The sequence below is a fragment of the Duganella hordei genome (genome assembly GCF_040369125.1).
GTDB classification, from domain to species: domain Bacteria; phylum Pseudomonadota; class Gammaproteobacteria; order Burkholderiales; family Burkholderiaceae_D; genus Rugamonas; species Rugamonas hordei.
Window position 1 is genome coordinate 197500 of record NZ_BPWI01000008.1, and the last position, 18577, is coordinate 216076.

13 protein-coding genes and 1 pseudogene are annotated in these 18577 nt (G+C 64.7%); 12 read left to right on the forward strand and 2 right to left on the reverse strand.

The genetic code is table 11. From position 1 onward, the window contains the following. The first annotated feature begins 91 nt into the window (after positions 1 to 91). Genes dgoD through araH form a run of 5 tightly spaced genes read left to right on the forward strand, consistent with a single transcriptional unit; the run spans position 92 to position 7307 of the window. Positions 92 to 1240 (forward strand): galactonate dehydratase, encoded by a 1149-nt coding sequence (gene dgoD / locus ABWW33_RS19630; protein ID WP_353403321.1) that lies wholly within the window; start codon positions 92 to 94, stop codon positions 1238 to 1240. Between the two features lie 42 nt (positions 1241 to 1282). Then, complete coding sequence (locus ABWW33_RS19635) at positions 1283 to 3784, forward strand: beta-galactosidase (RefSeq protein ID WP_353403322.1); 2502 nt, start codon at positions 1283 to 1285, stop codon at positions 3782 to 3784. Positions 3785 to 3809: 25 nt separating this feature from the next. After that, on the forward strand, positions 3810 to 4781 hold the full coding sequence (locus tag ABWW33_RS19640) for an arabinose ABC transporter substrate-binding protein (protein ID WP_176652775.1): 972 nt from the start codon (positions 3810 to 3812) through the stop codon (positions 4779 to 4781). Between the two features lies 1 nt (position 4782). Continuing rightward, positions 4783 to 6327, forward strand: a complete 1545-nt coding sequence (araG, locus tag ABWW33_RS19645) for an L-arabinose ABC transporter ATP-binding protein AraG (protein WP_353403323.1) — start codon at positions 4783 to 4785, stop codon at positions 6325 to 6327. Then, positions 6324 to 7307, forward strand: a complete 984-nt coding sequence (araH, locus tag ABWW33_RS19650; protein WP_353403324.1) for an L-arabinose ABC transporter permease AraH — start codon at positions 6324 to 6326, stop codon at positions 7305 to 7307. The genes araG and araH overlap by 4 nt, the downstream gene beginning before the upstream one ends. Here araH and ABWW33_RS19655 read toward each other — a convergent pair. Then, entirely contained in the window at positions 7304 to 8674 is a 1371-nt protein-coding gene (locus ABWW33_RS19655) for an MFS transporter (protein ID WP_353403326.1), read from the reverse strand. The two genes, araH and ABWW33_RS19655, sit on opposite strands and share 4 nt — an antisense overlap. 13 nt (positions 8675 to 8687) lie before the next feature. Continuing rightward, positions 8688 to 9812: an ROK family transcriptional regulator gene (locus ABWW33_RS19660; RefSeq protein WP_353403327.1), complete on the reverse strand. Its 1125-nt coding sequence runs from the start codon at positions 9810 to 9812 to the stop codon at positions 8688 to 8690. Between the two features lie 140 nt (positions 9813 to 9952). Here ABWW33_RS19660 and ABWW33_RS19665 point away from each other — a divergent pair, with 140 nt between their 5' ends. From ABWW33_RS19665 to ABWW33_RS19695, 7 genes and pseudogenes are all read left to right on the forward strand, one after another. Continuing rightward, positions 9953 to 12463, forward strand: coding sequence for a TonB-dependent receptor (locus ABWW33_RS19665; RefSeq protein ID WP_353403328.1), 2511 nt, complete (start codon positions 9953 to 9955; stop codon positions 12461 to 12463). A 5-nt stretch (positions 12464 to 12468) separates the two neighbouring features. Further along, complete coding sequence (locus tag ABWW33_RS19670; RefSeq protein ID WP_353403329.1) at positions 12469 to 13611, forward strand: YdcF family protein; 1143 nt, start codon at positions 12469 to 12471, stop codon at positions 13609 to 13611. 240 nt (positions 13612 to 13851) lie between these two features. Next, positions 13852 to 14142 carry a co-chaperone GroES gene (gene groES, locus ABWW33_RS19675; RefSeq protein ID WP_008451606.1) on the forward strand — a complete coding sequence of 97 codons (291 nt, stop codon included), beginning with the start codon at positions 13852 to 13854 and terminating at the stop codon, positions 14140 to 14142. Between the two features lie 57 nt (positions 14143 to 14199). Further along, on the forward strand, positions 14200 to 15846 hold the full coding sequence (gene groL, locus ABWW33_RS19680; RefSeq protein ID WP_176652772.1) for a chaperonin GroEL: 1647 nt from the start codon (positions 14200 to 14202) through the stop codon (positions 15844 to 15846). A 156-nt stretch (positions 15847 to 16002) separates the two neighbouring features. Then, positions 16003 to 17007: an OmpA family protein gene (locus ABWW33_RS19685; protein ID WP_353403330.1), complete on the forward strand. Its 1005-nt coding sequence runs from the start codon at positions 16003 to 16005 to the stop codon at positions 17005 to 17007. A gap of 67 nt (positions 17008 to 17074) precedes the next feature. Beyond that, positions 17075 to 18259 carry an MFS transporter gene (locus ABWW33_RS19690; RefSeq protein ID WP_353403332.1) on the forward strand — a complete coding sequence of 395 codons (1185 nt, stop codon included), beginning with the start codon at positions 17075 to 17077 and terminating at the stop codon, positions 18257 to 18259. Between the two features lie 10 nt (positions 18260 to 18269). After that, positions 18270 to 18527 (forward strand): annotated as a pseudogene (locus ABWW33_RS19695) (VOC family protein); the annotation flags it as partial. Positions 18528 to 18577 lie beyond the last annotated feature (50 nt).

An 18577-nucleotide genomic window follows, 5' to 3' on the forward strand; every position in this document is an offset into this window, starting at 1 on the left:
ATATTGATATGGCTAGTTTCGAATTAATCATATTTCCGGTCTAGCGACCCGGCTTAGACTGGACGCTGTTCCTGAACTCACCTCCTCTCCTATGAAAATCATCAAACTGACGACCTACCGTGTTCCTCCGCGCTGGATGCTGCTCAAGATCGAAACCGATGAAGGCGTCGTCGGCTGGGGCGAGCCGGTCATCGAAGGCCGCGCCCGCACCGTGGAGACCGCGGTGCAGGAAATGGAGCCGTTCCTGATCGGCCAGGACCCGGCCCGCATCAACGACCTGTGGCAAACCATGTACCGCGCCGGCTTCTACCGCGGCGGCCCCATCCTGATGAGCGCCATCGCCGGCATCGACCAGGCGCTGTGGGACATCAAGGGCAAGGTGATGGGCCAGCCGGTCTACGAACTGCTGGGCGGCCTGGTGCGCGACCGCATGAAGACCTACAGCTGGGTGGGCGGCGACCGCCCGGCCGACGTCATCGAAGGCATCCGCGCGCTGCGGGTGGCCGGCTTCGACACCTTCAAGATGAACGGCACCGAGGAAATGGGCATGCTCGATACCGCCGCCAAGGTCGACGAGGCGGTGGCCCGCGTGGCCGAGATCCGCGAAGCCTTCGGCAATACAATCGAGTTCGGCCTGGACTTCCACGGCCGCGTGGCCGCGCCGATGGCCAAGACACTGATGCGCGAGCTGGAGCCGTATCGCCCGCTGTTCATCGAGGAGCCGGTGCTGGCCGAGCAGGCCGAATACTACCCGCGCCTGGCCGAAATGACGTCGATACCGATCGCCGCCGGCGAGCGCATGTACTCGCGCTTCGAGTTCAAGAACGTGTTCGCCGCGGGCGGCCTGTCCATCGTTCAGCCGGACCTGTCGCACGCCGGCGGCATCACCGAATGCATGAAGATCGCCTCGATGGCCGAAGCCTACGACATCGCGCTGGCGCCGCACTGCCCGCTCGGCCCGATCGCGCTGGCGGCCTGCCTGCACGTGGACTTCGTCTCGTACAACGCCGTGCTGCAGGAGCAAAGCATGGGCATCCACTACAACCGCGGCGGCGAGCTGCTGGACTACGTGGTCAACAAGGAGGATTTCAAGATCACCGACGGCTACATCAAGCCGCTGTCCAAGCCCGGCCTGGGCGTGGTGGTGGACGAGGAGCGCGTGATCGAGGCCAGCCGCAATGCGCCCGACTGGCGCAACCCCTTGTGGCGGCACGCCGACGGCAGCGTCGCCGAGTGGTAAGCGCGGTACAGCGTCCACAATAATAACGACACTGGAGACGACATGTCCTTGATGTTATGCCGGTTACGCCGCCGTTCTAGCGCCGGGCTGCTGTTCGGCGTCCTGGCGGCCAGCATGGCGGGCGTGGCCAACGGGGACACGCTGTCCATCGACGCCAGCGCGCCTACGCCGGCGCCGCGCGCCGCCGCCCTGCGCATGGGCAGCGCCGTCGCGCCCAACGGCGACAAACTGGGCGCCAACGCGCGCTACCTGACCCGCAACGGCGCCCCGTGGCTGCCGGTGATGGGCGAATTCCACTATAGCCGCACGCCCGCCTCGCAATGGGAAGCGGAGCTGCGCAAGGTGAAGGCCGCCGGCATCGACATCGTCTCCAGCTACGTGATGTGGAACCACCACGAGGAAATCGCCGGCAAGTTCGATTGGAAGGGCGAGCGCGACCTGCGCCGCTTCGTGCAGCTGGCCGGCAAGGCCGGGCTGGACGTGGTGGTGCGCGTCGGCCCGTGGGCGCACGCGGAAGTGCGCTTCGGCGGCGTGCCCGACTGGGTCGTCAACGCGGTACCGACCCGCTCCAGCGATCCGCAGTACATGGCGCTGGTGGAGAAGCTGTACGCGCAGATCGGCGCGCAGCTCAAGGGGCAGTTGTGGAAGGATGGCGGCCACGTGATCGGCATCCAGCTGGAAAACGAATACAACATCGACGGCCCGGGCAAAGGCGCGGCGCACATCGCCGCCCTGAAGCAGCTGGCGCTGAAGGCGGGCATGGACGTGCCCTACTACACCGTGACCGGCTGGGACGGCACCATCTATCCGAGCGGCGAAGTGACGCCGGTGTTCGGCGGCTATCCCGACGAGCCGTGGGGCATCAGCACCGCCGAGCTGCCGCCGAAGGAAACCTATGCGTTCCGCTTCGACACCCGCGTCAGCGGCGACCTCGGTGCGCAGACGGCGGCCCATGCGCCCGGCACGGCGGAGACGGACAAGGACGTCACGCCCTTCCTCGGCGCCGAATACGGCGCCGGCCTGCCGTTCATGTACCGCCGCCGCACGGTGGTGTCGGCCGACGATATCGCGTCGATGCTGCCGGTGCAGCTGGGCTCCGGCCTGAACATGATGGGCTACTACATGTTCCATGGCGGCCGCAATCCGATGGGCCTGGGCGGCACGTCGATGGAAGAAAGTACGCTCAGCGGCGGCTACAACGACACCACCATGATCAGCTACGACTTCCAGGCGCCGCTGGGCCCGGACGGCCAGCAGCGCAAGGTGCTGGAGAAGCTGCGTCCCTTCCATTTGTTCCTGCACGATTTCGGTTCGCGCCTGGCGCCGATGACGGTGCGCAAACCCGATGCCGCGCCGGCCACGCCGGACGACCTGAAGACGGCCCGCTTCGCGGTGCGCAGCGAAGGCGATCGCGGCTTCCTGTTCGTGAACAACCATGTGCGCCAGTATCCGATGGCGGCACAGCAGGCGACGCAGTTCTCGGTCAAGCTGCCGGGCCAGCGCATCACGCTGCCAGGCAAACCGGTCGACATCGCCGACGGCGCCTATTTCATCTGGCCGCTGAACCTCGACCTCGACGGCGTCAACCTGGTCTACGCGACGGCGCAGCCCCTGGCGCTGCTGGACCAGGGCAAGGCGGGCCTGGTGGCGGTGTTTGCCGCCGGCGCGGGTATCCCGGTGGAGCTGGCGTTCGACGCCGCGCTGGCGCCGCAGATCAAGGCCGGCGGCGCGCAGGTCGCCATGTCTGAAGGCCGCGCGCTGGTGAGCGGCGTGCAGCCCGGCGCAGGCGCCGCGCTGACCGTGCAACGCAGCGGCAAGCGTCCGCTGACCGTCGTCGTGCTGACGCCGGAGCAATCGCAGCAACTGAGCGTGGCGGACCTGGCCGGCCAGCGCCGCCTGATCCTCAGCGCGCAGCAGACCTGGGTCGGCGACGGCGCGCTGCAAATGCGCTCGGCGGGCGGCAACAAGTTCCGCTTCGCGGTCTACCCGCCGCTGTCCGCGCAACCGAAGGCATCGGCCGGCAACTCCGGCACCACGCTGCGCGCCGCCGGCAACGACGGCATCTTCCAGGCCTTCGAGGCGGAGCTTCCCGTGCGCGACCTGAAGGCCACCGTCACGCAAACGCGCGCGGCGCAGGAAGCGGCGGCCATCGTCATCGGCGGCGGCGCCAAGGCCGCCATGCAGCCGGCGCCGGAAAACTTCAAGGCCGCGGCCAGCTGGCGGATCGACGTCCCGCGCGAACTGCTGCGCGGGCTGGACGACGCGCTGCTGCAAATCGAATTCGTCGGCGACATCGGCCGCCTGTACTCCGGCACGCGCCTGCTGGACGACTGGTACTACAGCGGCTACCCATGGCAGTTCGGCCTGCGCCAGGCCGGCGCCCTGCTCGACCAGCCGCTGACCGTATCGGTACTGCCGCTGCGCGCCGACGCCCCCATCTACTTGCCCAAAGAGGCGAGACCAAACTTCGCTGGCCAAACACAATTGGCCACGGTGCGCAGCGTCAGCGTGATACCCGTGTATCAGCTGCGCGTGACGCCATAAATAACAATATCAACCGGAGATTCAAATGAAACGCACCTTGCTGGCCACCGCAACACTCTGCCTGATGGCAGCCGCCCACGCCGCCGAACCGGTCAAGATCGGCTTCCTCGTCAAACAGGCCGAAGAACCCTGGTTCCAGGACGAATGGCGCTACGCCGAACAAGCCGCAAAGGACAAGGGCTTTACGCTGGTGAAGATCGGCGTGCCGAACGGCGAAAAAATGATGGCCGCGATCGACAACCTGGCCGCGCAAAAGGCGCAGGGCTTCGTCATCTGCGCGCCGGACGTCAAGCTGGGCAAGGCCGTCGAGCGCTCGGCCGCCCGCAACAACCTCAAAGTCATCTCGGTCGATGACCGCCTGGTCGACGGCAGCGGCAAGCCTATCGCCTCGATCCCGCACATGGGCATCTCCGGCTACGCCATCGGCAAGCAGGTCGGCGAAGGCATCGCCGCCGAGATCAAGGCGCGCAAATGGAACATGGCCGACGTCGGCGCGATCCGCGTCGCCTACGACCAGCTGCCCACCGCCAAGGAGCGCACCATGGGCGCGGTCGACGCGCTGAAAGCGGCCGGCTTCCCGGCCGCGAACATCATCGACGCGCCGCAGGCCAAGACCGATACCGAAAACGCCTTCAACGCCGCCAACATCGCGCTGACCAAGAACGCGCGCTTCAAGCACTGGGTCGCGGTCGGCCTGAACGATGAAGCGGTGCTGGGCGCCGTGCGCGCCGCCGAAGGCCGCGGCATCAAGGCCGACAACATGGTCGGCGTCGGCATCGGCGGCGCCAAGGCGGCGGAGAATGAATTGAACAAGCCCGCGCCGACCGGCTTCTTCGGCTCCGTGATGATCAGCGCCAAGGAGCACGGCTACCAGACCTCCGTCAACCTGTACAACTGGATCACCGGCAAAGGCGTGCCGCCAGCCGAGGTGCTGACCAAGGGCATGCTGATGACCCGCGCCAACCAGGCCGACGTGCGCAAGCAGATGGGCCAGTAAGATGACCGCGTATCTTCAATTTGACCAGGTCAGCAAGGTCTTCCCGGGCGTGAAGGCGCTCAACGGCGTCAGCTTCGCCGCGCACGCCGGGCAGGTCCACGGCCTGCTGGGCGAGAACGGCGCCGGCAAGTCGACGCTGCTCAAGATCCTCGGCGGCCAGTACAAGCCGGACGGCGGACGCCTGCTGGTCGACGGCAAGGAATGCCGCTTCGGCAGCTCCAAGGACGCGATCCAGGCGGGCGTCGCCATCATCCACCAGGAACTGCAATACGTGCCTGAACTGACGGTGGCCGAGAACGTGCTGCTGGGCCGCATGCCCACCCGTTTCGGCCTGCTGGACAAGCCGAAAGCCTACCGTATCGTGGCCGAGAAGCTGGCCGCCATCGGCGTCGACCTGGCGCCGGACGCCAAGCTGGCCGACCTGTCGATCGCGCAGCGCCAGATGGTCGAGATCTGCAAGGCCATCATGCAGGACGCCCAGGTCATCGCCTTCGACGAGCCGACGTCCAGCCTGTCGCACCGCGAAACCGAGATCCTGTTCCGCCTCGTGAAGGAACTGCGCGCCGCCGGCCGCACGCTGATCTACATCTCGCACCGCCTCGAAGAGCTGTACGAACTGTGCGACGCCTGCACCATCTTCCGCGACGGCCGCAAGATCGTCACCCACGACGTGATGGCCGACGTGCCGCGCGAGCGCCTGATCAGCGACATGGTCGGCCGCGAACTGAGCGACATCTACGACTACCGCGCCCGCCCGCTCGGCGAAGAGCGCCTGAAGATACAAGGCCTGGCCGGCAAGCACGTGAAAGGCCCGCAAAGCTTTTCGGTGCGCGGCGGCGAGGTGCTCGGCTTCTTCGGCCTGGTCGGCGCCGGCCGCAGCGAGTTGATGCGCCTGTTGTACAACGCCGATGTGCGCAGCGCCGGCAGCGTGGTGCTCGACGGCCAGACCGTGTCCACCGGCGGCCCTTCCGCCGCGATTGCCGCCGGCATCGTGCTGTGTCCCGAGGACCGCAAGGAGCAAGGCATCCTGGCCACGGCCTCGGTGGCGGAGAACATCAACATCAGCGTGCGCCGCAACGATTTGCGCGCGGGCCTGTTCCTGCGCCACAAGCAGGAAGCGGCGCTGGCCGAGGAGTACATCGCCCGCCTGCGCATCAAGACGCCGAACCGCCAGCAGGAGATCCGCCTGCTCTCCGGCGGCAACCAGCAGAAGGTGATCCTGGCGCGCTGGCTGGCCGAACCCGGCCTGAAGGTGCTGATCCTCGACGAGCCGACGCGCGGCATCGACGTCGGCGCCAAGAACGATATCTACCGCATCATTCACGAAGTGGCGGAGCGCGGCTGCTGCGTGATCGTGGTGTCGAGCGAGCTGCCGGAGGTGCTGGGCATCTCCGACCGCGTGATCGTCATGCGCGAAGGCGAAATCTGCGGCGAACTGCCGCGCGCCCAGGCCAGCGAGACCGAGGTGCTGCGCCTTGCGCTGCCCGATTCGGTCATCCCCACCCCTATTGAAACTCCCGCACTTCCCACACGGAGCATCGCATGAACGTCTCACAATTGAATCCCGCCGCGCCGTCCGCGGCGTCCAACGCCCAGCGCCAGTGGCTGGTGGAATACAGCATGCCGCTGGCCTACGTGGTGCTGTTCGCCGTGCTGGCGGTCACCGTTGAGAACTTCTTCTCGCTGACCAACGTGGTCGGCCTGATGCTGTCGGTGGCGCAGATCGGCATGGTCGCCTGCACCATGATGCTGTGCCTCGCCTCGCGCGATTTCGACCTGTCGGTCGGCTCGACCATCGCCTTCGCCGGCGTGCTGGGCGCCATCGTGCTGGAGCAAAGCGGCAGCGTGCTGCTGGCCGTCGGCGCCGGCCTGGCCGCCGGTGCGCTGATCGGCGCCTGCAACGGCGTGCTGATCGCCTACCTGCGCGTCAACGCGCTGATCGCCACCCTGGCGACGATGCTGATGGTGCGCGGTCTGGCCTTCATCGTATCAAAGGGCCAGGCGGTCGGCATCAGCAACGACGCCTTCATCGACTTCGGCGACACCCGCGTCTTCGGCCTGCCGCTGCCGGTGCTGGTGTGCGCCTGCTGCTTCCTGGTGTTCGGCGTGCTGCTGAACCAGACGGTATTCGGCCGCAATACGCTGGCCATCGGCGGCAATCCGGAAGCGGCGCGCCTGGCCGGCGTGCGCGTCGAGCGGCTGCGCGTATGGATCTTCCTGCTGCAAGGCCTGGTGACCGCGATGGCGGGCCTGATCCTGGCGTCGCGCATCACCAGCGGCCAGCCGAACGCGGCCCAGGGCTTCGAGCTGGACGTGATCTCTGCCTGCGTGCTGGGCGGCGTGTCGCTGCAGGGCGGCAAGGCGCGCATGTTCGGCGTGCTGATCGGCGTGCTGATCATGGGCACGGTGGAAAACGTCATGAACCTGCTGGACGTCGACGCCTTCTACCAGTACCTGATGCGCGGCGTGATCCTGCTGGCCGCCGTGCTGCTGGACCAGCTGAAAACGCGCGGCGAACGCCGCTAAACCGGCCGGGACGCGGCGGCCAGCCGGCGCTGCCGCTCCAGGTTAGCCCGAACAACGCGGGCATGCACCTCATGCCCGACCGCCAGGCGTCGCAGCGTCGCGATCGCGATGAGTGAACCCAGGATCGGCACGCCAAAGGCAAGCAGCTTCATGCCCTGGATGACGGCGTCGGATTGCGCGACACCGGGTACGTAACCCAGCTTTCCCAAGGTCCAGCCTATGGCGACCGCGGATCCCACGCCGCCAGCCTTGAGCAGGACAAGCACGGTGGCGAAAGTGGCCGTCTCGCGCCGCTCGCCATGGCGGAATTCGGCGAAATCCGTCATGTCCGCCAGTATCCCCCAGGGCAGCATGAACACGCCGCCGAAGCCGACGCCGATCAGCGCCGCCGAAGCCGTCAACCACCACGTGTGCTCTCCCGCCATCGAGAAAAGCCAGACGCCGCAGCCGGCCATGCCGTGGCTGGCAGCGAGCAAGACGGTCTTGTCGCGGGAGCGGACGAGGAATATCCATAACGCGGCGCCGGCCAGCTGGCCCAGGGTGATGGTCAGTAAAATCCGACCGGCGAAACCCGGCTCCTTCAACACATACGTCGATATGTAGAGCATCATTTTGGAGAAAACCGGGGTCGCAAATCCGGTGACCAAGGCGACGATGGCGAAGGCCCCGAACAGCCGGTCCAGCTTGGGCAGGATGACTATCCTCGCGGACGGCCGCACCTGGCGCTCTCCGCGGCCGTCCTCTTCCTGCGCCGACCAGGCCGCGAACCACATCGCCGCGCAAAACACCGTCCCGCCTGTCACGCCCAGCCGGGACAACTGGCCGGCGGTGGCGGGCTGGCCGGCGGTGACCATGAATGGCACCAGCACGGTAGCGATGAGCGCGCTGGCCGCCGAGCTGAACACGGTGCGATATCCGGATGCGCGCCCGCGCGCGCGGCTGTCGGCGGCGACACGCGCGAGCAGGCTGTTGTGGGGGACGTCGATGACCGCGTACGCCGCGCGGAAAAAGATAATGACCAGGGCAATCGCCGCGATACTCTTCGCCCCCAGCAACGGCAGGCTGTAGATGAGCACAAACGCGGCGGCACACGGCAGCGTGCCCAATACGATCAGGCGCCGGTAGCCCGTGCCCCTGTTTTGCGCCCAAGCCGCCAACCAGCCCGCGCCCAGGTCAAGCACCAGGTCAGCGCCGAAGACCAGCAGCATCAGCAAGCTGACGCTTTGCGGGTCGATGCCAAGCAGGTCCGTCAGCAGAAACAGCAGCGTCACGTCTACGCTGCCAAGCATCAGGTTCTTGCCGAAATTGCCGCTCGAATAGCCGATCAAGTGCCGGTCCGCCTTCATCCTGTCGAGATAACGGCCCATGATCGCCGGTCCCCTACCAGAAGGAAACCGCGGTGGACGCGTGTATCGGCAACAGCGCGGCGCCCAGTGCGATCGAACTGCCGCCGAGCCGCGACACGCGGATTTCGGTAGCCTGCCGGTGCTCGGGCCAGCGCAGCTGGCCCCGGTTCAGCCTGGCGGCGAGGCGGACCATGATGGATTCCGGCAGCGGACTGGAAAAGATGATCTCGCCCGGATCGAACCAGGAGATCGCGCTGTTGACCACCGATTCCAGCTGCCCGGCCGCCCGGTCCAGCCAGCGTTCGATCAGCGCTTCGTGGCCGACGCTGGCCTCGTCGAAATGCGCGATGGACTGGATCGGACAGCCAGCTTCGCGCAGCACCGACAGCAGGTCCATGGTGGTGGGGCGCGGCCGGTCCATCGGGTACAGCCCGCCAATGTCGCCGGCGCTGCCGAACTCGCCCTTGAGCAGACGCCCGTCCTCGATGACGCCCGCACCGATGCCGTACCCCAGCAAAAACACCACCACCGTCGAGGAGCGCCGTATCGTGTCGTTCAGGTAGTACTCGGCCAGCGCGGACGCGTTGGCGTCATTTTCCAGCATGGTCGGCAAGCCCAGCGCGTTGTCCAGTATCTGGCGCAGCGGGACATTGCGCCATCCCGGCAAGTCATTGACGATGTTCCACTGTCCACCGTCGCGGCCCCGGGGCGGCCCCGGCAGGCCGACGCCGACGCCGAGAAAGCGTCCGCCGAGAAGCCGGTGCTTGGCCGACAGTTCGGTGATCCGCTGCTCCAGCAGTTGCGCGAAACCGAGCGGGTCGGGCGCGCCGACCGCCTCGCTGGTCAGCGCGATGATGCCACCGGCGTAGTCGACCAGCGCGATTTCCAGCACGCCCTTGTGCACCGTCGCACCCACCGCGAAGCCGCCTGCGGCCGAGATCGTCAACGGCACGGTTGGGCGGCCGCGGCCGCTGGTATCGGACGAGGCCTGCTCCTCGACCAAGCCCATGCTGATCAGGTTGCGCGACAGCTTGGTCAAGGCCGAATTGCTCACCTGCAGCGCCATCGACAGTTCGGTGCGCGGCAGCGGTCCCTTGGTCCGAAGCTGCCATAACAAACGTTTTTCTTCTGAAGACAGTTTTAGACGCGCAATTTTCATACATTCATTTATATAAAGGCAATTCTTGTCACACGCCTGTCATATTCTATTTATTTTACAAGTAATAAATAATTATACCAAAAGGCCGTGGCTATACTCCGGCTCGACAGCTGCCCCCATCCATTTTCAACCGGAGAAATATGATGAAACGAAAAAATACGCTCGCCCACGGCTGGGCGATCGGCGCCCTGTGCGCCATGGCCGGCCCGGCGTTCGCCCAGGCTGTGCCGGCGGAATCCGGCCCCGCGCCGACGGCGCAGCCGGGTGAGGAAGCCGACATCGCCAGCGTGGTCGTTACAGGGTCGGCCCGTCCCCAGCGCCGTTTCGACGTGTCCTATGCGGTGAACTCGCTGTCGCAGAACGATGTGCAAAAACTCGCCCCGCAAAACATGGCCGACCTGCTGGGCAAGCTGCCTGGCATCCAGGTCGAGGCCACCGGGGGCGAGGTGCAGAACATCACCCGCGTGCGCGGCATTCCGACCGACGATGGCCTGGCGCTGTTCCAGCAGGACGGCCTGCCGCTGTTCACGGAAATCAACGGCTTCTTTTTCCGCGGCGACAGCCTGAACCGTTACGACCTGATGACCAAAAACCTGGAGGTGGTGCGCGGCGGACCGGCCTCGATCTACGCCAGCCAGGCGGCGGCCATCGTCAACAGCGGCACGGTCACCGGCACCGAGACGACCAAGGGCAAGGCGCAGGTGACGCTGGGCACCACCGGCCTCGCGCGCATCGACGCCTACCAGGCGGGCAAGATCGACGACAAGACTTTTTACGCCGTCGGCGGCTTCGTGCGCCAGGATGACGGCCATCGGGACAACGGCTTCCCCAACGACCGAGGCGGCCAGATCCGCGGCAACATCAAGCGCGTGCTGGACTCGGGCACGCTGACGGTCAGCGCCAACTACCTGAACGACCACAACACCTTCTACCTGCCGATCCCGATCTCCGATCCGCGCAACCCGGCGGTGTCGCTCGACAAGTACATCGATTACTTCGACGGCACGATGAATTCGCCGTCGCTGCGCAGCGTGCCCCAGAAATACCTGGACGGCGCCGGCAAGCTGCAGACCGACACGCGCGACCTGGCCGATGGACGCCACCTCGAATACGGCAATATCGGCGTGCGCTATGAAGGCGATCTCGGCAAGTGGCAGCTGTCGGCCAAGGGCGGCATGACCAAGGGCACGCTGGACTTCGACGCGTTTTATTCCACCTCGAACCCGGCCGACGCCACCCAGTTCGCCGGCGGCTTCATGAACGCCGCCAAGACCGCGTTCGGCGCCGTCGACCATCTGGCTTACGCGATCGCCGGCACCAACGGCACCCAGGCTTACAATCCCGCGCTGGCCTCCGGCCTGGTGATGCAGGCGCAATACCGGGCCGCCGGTTCGGACTTCTACTCGAATCAGGCCGATATCAATATCACGCGAAATTTCCAGACCGGCCTGGGCAACCACGACGTCAAGATCGGTTTCTACGGCAGCACCTACGGCCAGACCAGCAAGTCGGTCTACAACGACATGCTGATCGAGGTGCAGGGCAAGCCGCGCACCCTCGACCTGGTCGCCTACTCCGCTTCCGGCGCGGTGCTTGGCTACGTTACCGACAAGGGCGTGCTGCGCTACACCACCACGCTGAACCAGGGCGACATCGACGCCAAAATGGGCGCGCTCTATGTCAACGATACGTGGGAGGTGTTCGACGGGCTGCGCCTTGACGGCGGCGTCCGCAAAGAGCGTTATCACTACGACGGCTACGCCTTGCTGACCAAGCAGCTGAACCTGGGTGATCCGGCCACCCTGGCCGACGACACGACGCGCGCCTTCACCGGCGACAGGCAGGCGCACAAGTACAACACCGACACCGTCAACTGGACGCTCGGCGCCAACTACGATTTCTCGCAGCGCTTCGGCGGCTACGCCAGGGTGTCGCACCTGGAGGTGCCGCCGTCGATGCAGGTGGCAGCCTCGGTCGATCCGCTGGTCCTGACGACCAAGGCGGATCAATATGAGGTGGGTTTCAAAATGACCGCCGGCCGCTCCTATCTGTATGTGACCGGCTTCTACACGCAATTCGATCCGCTCAACGCCTCCTTCATCGCCTTCAACCCGGTGACGGGGCGCAACGATCAGACCGTGCCGTTCTTCGGCAAGGCCGTGGTGCGCGGCGCCGAGTTCGACGGCGCGCTGCACTTGACGGACCGCTTCTATATCAACGGCTCGCTGACGCTGCAGGATCCGCAATACCGGAACTTCGTCAGCGCCACCGGCGCCGATCCTTCCAAGGTGGTCGGCAACCAGATCATCCGCGAGCCCAGGGTATTCGGCAACATCCGCCCGAATTTCAATTTCAATGTAGGCGACAACCTTGTCGAGCTGTACGGCAGCTACTCGTACACGGGCAAGCGCTACGTCGACTTCTTCGAGGCCACCGCGATGCCTGCATACCACGCCCTCGGCGCGGGCGCGTCCGTCAGCCGCGGCAACTGGAGGCTCCAGGTCGTCGGAGACAACCTGACCAACGCCAAGGGTCTGACCGAAGGCAACACCCGAACGGATACGCTGGCCGGACAAGGCAGCAGGGAAGCGATTTACGGACGTCCCGTGTTCGGCCGCAATTTCCGCCTGGTGCTGAGCAAGGCATGGTGAGTCATATGATCAAGAAGACTGTCATCGCCCTCTCGCTGCTGCTGGCGCAGCAGGTCCATGCCGCGCCGGTGCGCGACCAGCACTGGTCGCTGCTGGCCAACCGGCTGTTTCCGGCGCTGGTGGACATGGGGACAGCCCGCCCCGGCACCGCCGTCCTGGCCGGCCGCCGCGCACGCATCGACGCATGCAAACAGGAACCGGGCTGCGTGCTGAATGCCGGCCTGTGGACCGACGCGGAAATCGAAGCCATCGCGGCGGCCGCCGCCAAGGCGCCGGCGTCATCCTGGAGAAAAGCGACCTTGGCCGACGATGGGGCGCAGGCCCAGGTGGCGCGCGAGCTTCGCGGCCTGAACAGCATCATCCAGGTGTACGGCCTGGGTATGGCGCCACACTATCCGCTCATCGACGGTCCGATCGATGCGGCCGGCAGCGCGCGTTTCAACGCGACGGTCAAGGATGCGGTCTGGCTGGCCGAGGCTGGCGAAGACGATCCGGTGCCGAGCCTGGATCCCAGCCTCAGACTTGCGATCGCCTTGCTTGATGTAAACGACCGCAACGACGCCGTCGCCTTCGAGCCGCTCGACATGGCCCACAACGCTGCAGCGCTCGGGCGCGCGCGCATCATCGACTGGAAGCTCTATCGCTATACGGCGATTATCATTCCGGGCGTCGGTCCGGAAACTCTTTCGATGGCGTTGAGCGCGCGGGGCAAACTGAACGTGCGGATGGCCGCCAAGCGCTTTGCGGACGGCGAAGCGCCTTTCGTGATCCTGAGTGGCGCCTCGGTGCATCCGAAAGGAAGCCGGTTTGTCGAGGCGGTTGAAATGCGCAGGGCCCTGATCGAACGTTTCGGCGTGCCGGCGGAATCCATCATCATCGAGCCGTATGCCCGCCACACCACGACGAATTTGCGGAACGTGACGCGGCGGCTGGCCGCGATGGGGGCGCCGCTGGACAAAGACAGCCTGATCATCACCAACGTCGACCAAAGCCGCTACATAGAAAGTGCGGAGTTCGCCGCGCGCAATCAGAAAGAGCTGGGTTACCCGCCCGGCACCGTCGGCACGCGGCTGTCGCCCACCGAGCTGACCTTCCGGCCGTCGGCCAAGTCGCTGCGCATCGACCCCGCCGATCCGCTGGACCCCTGATCTTTCCAGGAATGCCGGGCGCCCAGGCGCCCGGCGCATCAAAACGTAGTCATATCTGCATCATTCCCCCTCTTTTTTGCGCACACGCAAACAGTTCGCCTTGAAATACCCCAAGGTCGTCCCTATAATTGGCACTCGTTCCAAGGGAGTGCTAACAGCGCTCTCGGCCAAACTTTCCGTTGTAATAAGATTACTGATACAACAACAAACTGTACCATTGTTAAATTTAAGGAGTTTTGTATGAACCTTCGCCCTTTGAACGATCGAGTAATCGTCAAACGCCTCGACCAGGAAACCAAAACTGCGTCCGGCCTGATCATCCCTGATGCGGCTGCTGAAAAACCGGATCAAGGCGAAGTGCTCGCCGTCGGCAATGGCAAGATTCTGGAAGACGGCAAAGTCCGTCCGCTGGATGTCAAGGTAGGCGACCGCGTCCTGTTCGGCAAATACGCCGGCCAAACCGTCAAAGTCGACGGTCAGGAACTGATGGTCATGCGCGAAGAAGACATCATGGCAATCGTCGTCAAATAATTGACCGCATTGCACTAGTAGTTTGCACTAGCAATCACCTAATTCTGGAGAAACAACATGGCAGCTAAAGAAGTAATTTTCGGCGACGCAGCGCGCGCCAAAATGGTTGAAGGCGTCAACATCCTCGCCAACGCAGTCAAAGTCACCCTGGGCCCTAAAGGCCGCAACGTCGTGCTGGAACGCTCGTTCGGCGCCCCTACCGTCACCAAGGACGGCGTATCCGTTGCCAAGGAAGTCGAACTGAAAGACAAGCTGCAGAACATGGGCGCGCAAATGGTCAAGGAAGTTGCTTCCCGCACCAGCGACAACGCCGGCGACGGCACCACCACCGCCACCGTGCTGGCCCAGGCCATCGTCCGCGAAGGCATGAAGTTCGTTGCCGCCGGCATGAACCCAATGGACCTGAAGCGCGGCATCGACAAGGCGGTTGCCGCTACCGTCGAGCAGATCGCCATCATCGCCCGTCCATGCACCACCACCAAGGAAATCGCCCAGGTCGGCTCGATCTCCGCCAACTCGGATTCGTCGATCGGCGACCGCATCGCTGAAGCGATGGAAAAAGTCGGCAAGGAAGGCGTCATCACCGTGGAAGACGGCAAGTCGCTGAACGACGAGCTGGACATCGTTGAAGGTATGCAGTTCGACCGCGGCTACCTGTCGCCATATTTCATCAACAACCAAGAGAAGCAAGTCGCCATCCTGGACAATCCATTCGTCCTGCTGTGCGATAAGAAAATCTCCAACATCCGTGACCTGCTGCCGGTACTGGAACAAGTCGCGAAAGCCGGCCGTCCACTGCTGATCATCGCCGAAGACATCGAAGGCGAAGCGCTGGCCACCCTGGTTGTGAACAACATCCGCGGCATCCTGAAAACCTGCGCAGTCAAGGCCCCAGGCTTTGGCGACCGTCGCAAGGCCATGCTGGAAGACATCGCGATCCTGACCGGCGGTCAAGTGGTTGCTGAAGAAGTCGGCATGACCCTGGAAAAAATCTCGCTGGAAGAGCTGGGCCAGGCCAAGCGTATCGAAATCGGCAAGGAAAACACCATCGTCATCGACGGTGCTGGCCAGGCTGCCGCCATCGAAGGCCGCGTCAAGCAAATCCGCGTGCAGATCGAGGAAGCGACCTCGGACTACGACCGTGAAAAACTGCAAGAGCGCGTGGCCAAGCTGGCCGGCGGCGTTGCCGTGATCAAAGTCGGTGCAGCCACCGAAGTTGAAATGAAAGAGAAGAAAGCCCGCGTTGAAGATGCACTGCACGCTACCCGCGCTGCCGTGGAAGAAGGCATCGTGCCAGGCGGCGGCGTAGCCCTGCTGCGCGCTCGTGCCGCTCTGAACGTCAAAGGCGACAACCCGGACCAGGACGCAGGTATCAAGATCGTCCTGCGCGCCATGGAAGAGCCACTGCGCATGATCGTGCAAAACGCCGGCGAAGAAGCTTCGGTGGTGGTTGCAGCGGTTCTGGCAGGCAAAGGTAACTACGGTTACAACGCCGCCAACGGCACCTACGGCGACATGGTTGAAATGGGCGTGCTGGATCCAGCCAAAGTCACCCGCTCGGCACTGCAGAACGCAGCGTCGATCGCCGGCCTGATGCTGACCACCGACTGCATGATCGCTGAAGTCACCGAAGACAAACCAGCCGGCGGCATGGGCGGTATGGGTGGCATGGGCGGCATGGGTGGTATGGACGGCATGATGTAATTGCCGGCATAAGCCTCGCTGTACAAGAAAGCCAGCTTCTTCGGAAGCTGGCTTTTTTTATGGGTGCAAGCCGCGTTCGATTGAAAAGTCAAAATTGATTTAAATACAATCAATCTCTACAATCGATGTTCCTCAATCACCTTCGGACGTCACCCTATGCGCGCCTATAGCCTTCTGCCGCTGCTGCTTTGCGCCGGCTTCGCTTCCCTCGCCCACGCCCAGATGCCGACGCAGGACACTGTCAAGGGCGGCAAGGACCATCCGCTGCTGTCCCGCTTTGAAGGGTCGAAGATGGTCGGTTACGGCATCAAGGAATTCGACGAAGTGATGCTGCCTTCCGGCAAACGCGTCGAGAACAAGGGCGGTCAGCTGGCGTTTGACAGCGCGCTGCAGCTGGAAGGCAAGTACACCCGCATCGCCTACAACTATCCGAAGGAGCGCTCGGCGCTGGAAGTGATGCGCAACTATCAGGCTGCGCTGGACAAGGCCGGACTGAAAACCGTGTTCGCCTGTGCCAAGGAAACCTGCGGCAAAAACTTTGGCGAGTTTTTCCTGGAGAAGCGCGTTGGCGACAATTTCGTCAAGGGAAGCTCCGACTACTGGTCGCCCTTCAACTACGGCCGCGACGACGAGCGCTACCTGCTGGCCAAGGGCACCCGCCCCGACGGCTCGCTGGTCCACGTCGCCGTGTATTCGGTGGCGCCGGTGCAGGACAAGAACGGCGGCATCTACGTCGAGATCGTCGAAGCCAAGGCGATGGAAACCGGCAAAGTCTCCGCCAGCCTGAACGCGGCGGACATGGCCAAGGGCATCGCCGCCGATGGCAAGGTGGCCGTCTACGGCGTCTACTTCGACACCGACAAGACCGACGTCAAGCCGGAGTCGAAAACCGCGCTGGCCGAGATGGCCAAGCTGCTGCAACAGGACCCAAAATTAAAACTGTACGTGGTCGGCCACACCGACAACCAGGGCGCGCTGGCGCACAACGTCGACCTGTCGCAGAAGCGCGCGGAATCGGTGATCAAGGCGCTGGCGGCCGACTACAAGGTCGATGCGAAACGGCTGAGCGCCAAAGGCGTGGCGTCGTACGCGCCGGCGGCGTCGAACGATGCCGAAGCCGGACGCGAAAAGAACCGCCGCGTCGAGCTGGTCAAGCAATAAAGCCGGGCCCGGCAAGGGCCATTTCATGTCTGCTAAACTCGGCGTTTGTCCTTAGCCCAGCCAGCTCATGAAATCAGATGCGTCAACCCGCCGCCGTTCGCTGTTCGCCGCCTGCACGGCGCATGCCGTCCACGATGGCCTGACCGATCTCATCTACGTGCTGCTGCCGATCTGGCAGGCGCAGTTCGCCATCAGCTACGCGGTGGTCGGACTGCTGCGCGCATCCTATTCCGGCGTGATGGCCAGCTTCCAGTTGCTGGCCAGCCGCCTGGCGAAGCGCTGGGGACGGGAACGCATGCTGGTGGGCGGCACCGTGCTGGCCGGAATCGCCTACCTGATCGCGGGCCAGGCCGGCGGCCTGGCGATGCTGCTGGTGGCGCTGATGCTCGGCGGACTGGGCGCCAGCACGCAGCATCCGCTGGCCTCGTCCATGGTCACCGATGCGCACGCGGCCGGCGGCGGCGTCAAGGAAGCGCTGTCGCAATATAACTTTGCCGGCGATATCGGCAAGACGCTGATTCCGGGCCTGACGGGCTTGCTGCTGGTGGTCGTCAGCTGGCAGGCCAGCGTGACGATGATCGGCCTGCTCGGCCTGACCGCGGCCGGGCTGCTGTGGTGGCTGATACCCGCGCGCGGCGATTTCGCGCCCGGCAAGGCCAAGTCCGCCAAGGACGGTGGCGGCAAGGGTTCGGCGCGCGGCCTGCGCGCACTGCTGCTGACCGGCACGCTGGACAGCGCCGTGCGCATGGGCTTCCTCACCTTCCTGCCCTTCCTGTTGAAAGGCAAGGGCGCGGGGACAGCCGGCATCGGTTTCGCTTTATCGCTGCTGTTTGTCGGCGGCGCGTTCGGCAAGCTGTTCTGCGGCTACCTGGGCGCGCGCATCGGCATGATGAAGACTGTGTGGCTGACCGAGTCGCTCACGGCACTGTGCATCGTGCTGGCGGTATGGCTGCCGCTGGCCGGCGTGATGGCGATGCTGCCGCTGCTTGGGCTGGCCTTGAACGGGACTTCGTCGGTGCTGTATGGCGTCGTCCCGGAACTGGCCGCCGAGGGCAGGCATGAACGGGCTTTCGCGTTGTTCTACACCGGCACCATCGGCGCCGGCGCGCTGTCGCCCGTATTGTTCGGCGGCCTGGGGGACGCCACCAGCGTGCCCGTCGCCTTGATCGCGTTGGCGGCCATCCTGCTGTTCACATTGCCGTTATCGTGGCGCGTGCAACAGGAGTTGAACGGCTTGTGCGCGCCGAATTAATGGGTTCTACGCCGACAGCGAAGCGGCCCAGGGCGTCCTGACCGGCCGCCATCATCTGGCGTTCCAGGCGCGGGACCGCGCCATGGTGGACGCGTTCCACAAGGCGGCGCTGGCCAACGGCGGAGCGGACAACGGCGGCCCCGGCGAGCGTGCCTATCATCCAGGCTACTACGCAGCCTTTGTGCTGGACCCTGACGGCAACAATATCGAAGCCGTCCACCACGGCGCCGCCCAGCGCAGTGTGCCGTCGGTAAAAATCACGTTCTAGGCGACTATTTGGCTGACGTTATCCCGGTTTGTTATGATGACCGCATCGAC

What these genes read in the sequence shown, in the direction of transcription:
- dgoD (WP_353403321.1), top strand. Translation starts at nt 92, where the DNA reads ATGAAAATCATCAAACTGACGACCTACCGTGTTCCTCCGCGCTGGATG.
- ABWW33_RS19635 (WP_353403322.1), top strand. Translation starts at nt 1,283, where the DNA reads ATGTCCTTGATGTTATGCCGGTTACGCCGCCGTTCTAGCGCCGGGCTG.
- ABWW33_RS19640 (WP_176652775.1), top strand. Translation starts at nt 3,810, where the DNA reads ATGAAACGCACCTTGCTGGCCACCGCAACACTCTGCCTGATGGCAGCC.
- araG (WP_353403323.1), top strand. Translation starts at nt 4,783, where the DNA reads ATGACCGCGTATCTTCAATTTGACCAGGTCAGCAAGGTCTTCCCGGGC.
- araH (WP_353403324.1), top strand. Translation starts at nt 6,324, where the DNA reads ATGAACGTCTCACAATTGAATCCCGCCGCGCCGTCCGCGGCGTCCAAC.
- ABWW33_RS19655 (WP_353403326.1), bottom strand. Translation starts at nt 8,674, where the DNA reads ATGGGCCGTTATCTCGACAGGATGAAGGCGGACCGGCACTTGATCGGC.
- ABWW33_RS19660 (WP_353403327.1), bottom strand. Translation starts at nt 9,812, where the DNA reads ATGAAAATTGCGCGTCTAAAACTGTCTTCAGAAGAAAAACGTTTGTTA.
- ABWW33_RS19665 (WP_353403328.1), top strand. Translation starts at nt 9,953, where the DNA reads ATGATGAAACGAAAAAATACGCTCGCCCACGGCTGGGCGATCGGCGCC.
- ABWW33_RS19670 (WP_353403329.1), top strand. Translation starts at nt 12,469, where the DNA reads ATGATCAAGAAGACTGTCATCGCCCTCTCGCTGCTGCTGGCGCAGCAG.
- groES (WP_008451606.1), top strand. Translation starts at nt 13,852, where the DNA reads ATGAACCTTCGCCCTTTGAACGATCGAGTAATCGTCAAACGCCTCGAC.
- groL (WP_176652772.1), top strand. Translation starts at nt 14,200, where the DNA reads ATGGCAGCTAAAGAAGTAATTTTCGGCGACGCAGCGCGCGCCAAAATG.
- ABWW33_RS19685 (WP_353403330.1), top strand. Translation starts at nt 16,003, where the DNA reads ATGCGCGCCTATAGCCTTCTGCCGCTGCTGCTTTGCGCCGGCTTCGCT.
- ABWW33_RS19690 (WP_353403332.1), top strand. Translation starts at nt 17,075, where the DNA reads ATGAAATCAGATGCGTCAACCCGCCGCCGTTCGCTGTTCGCCGCCTGC.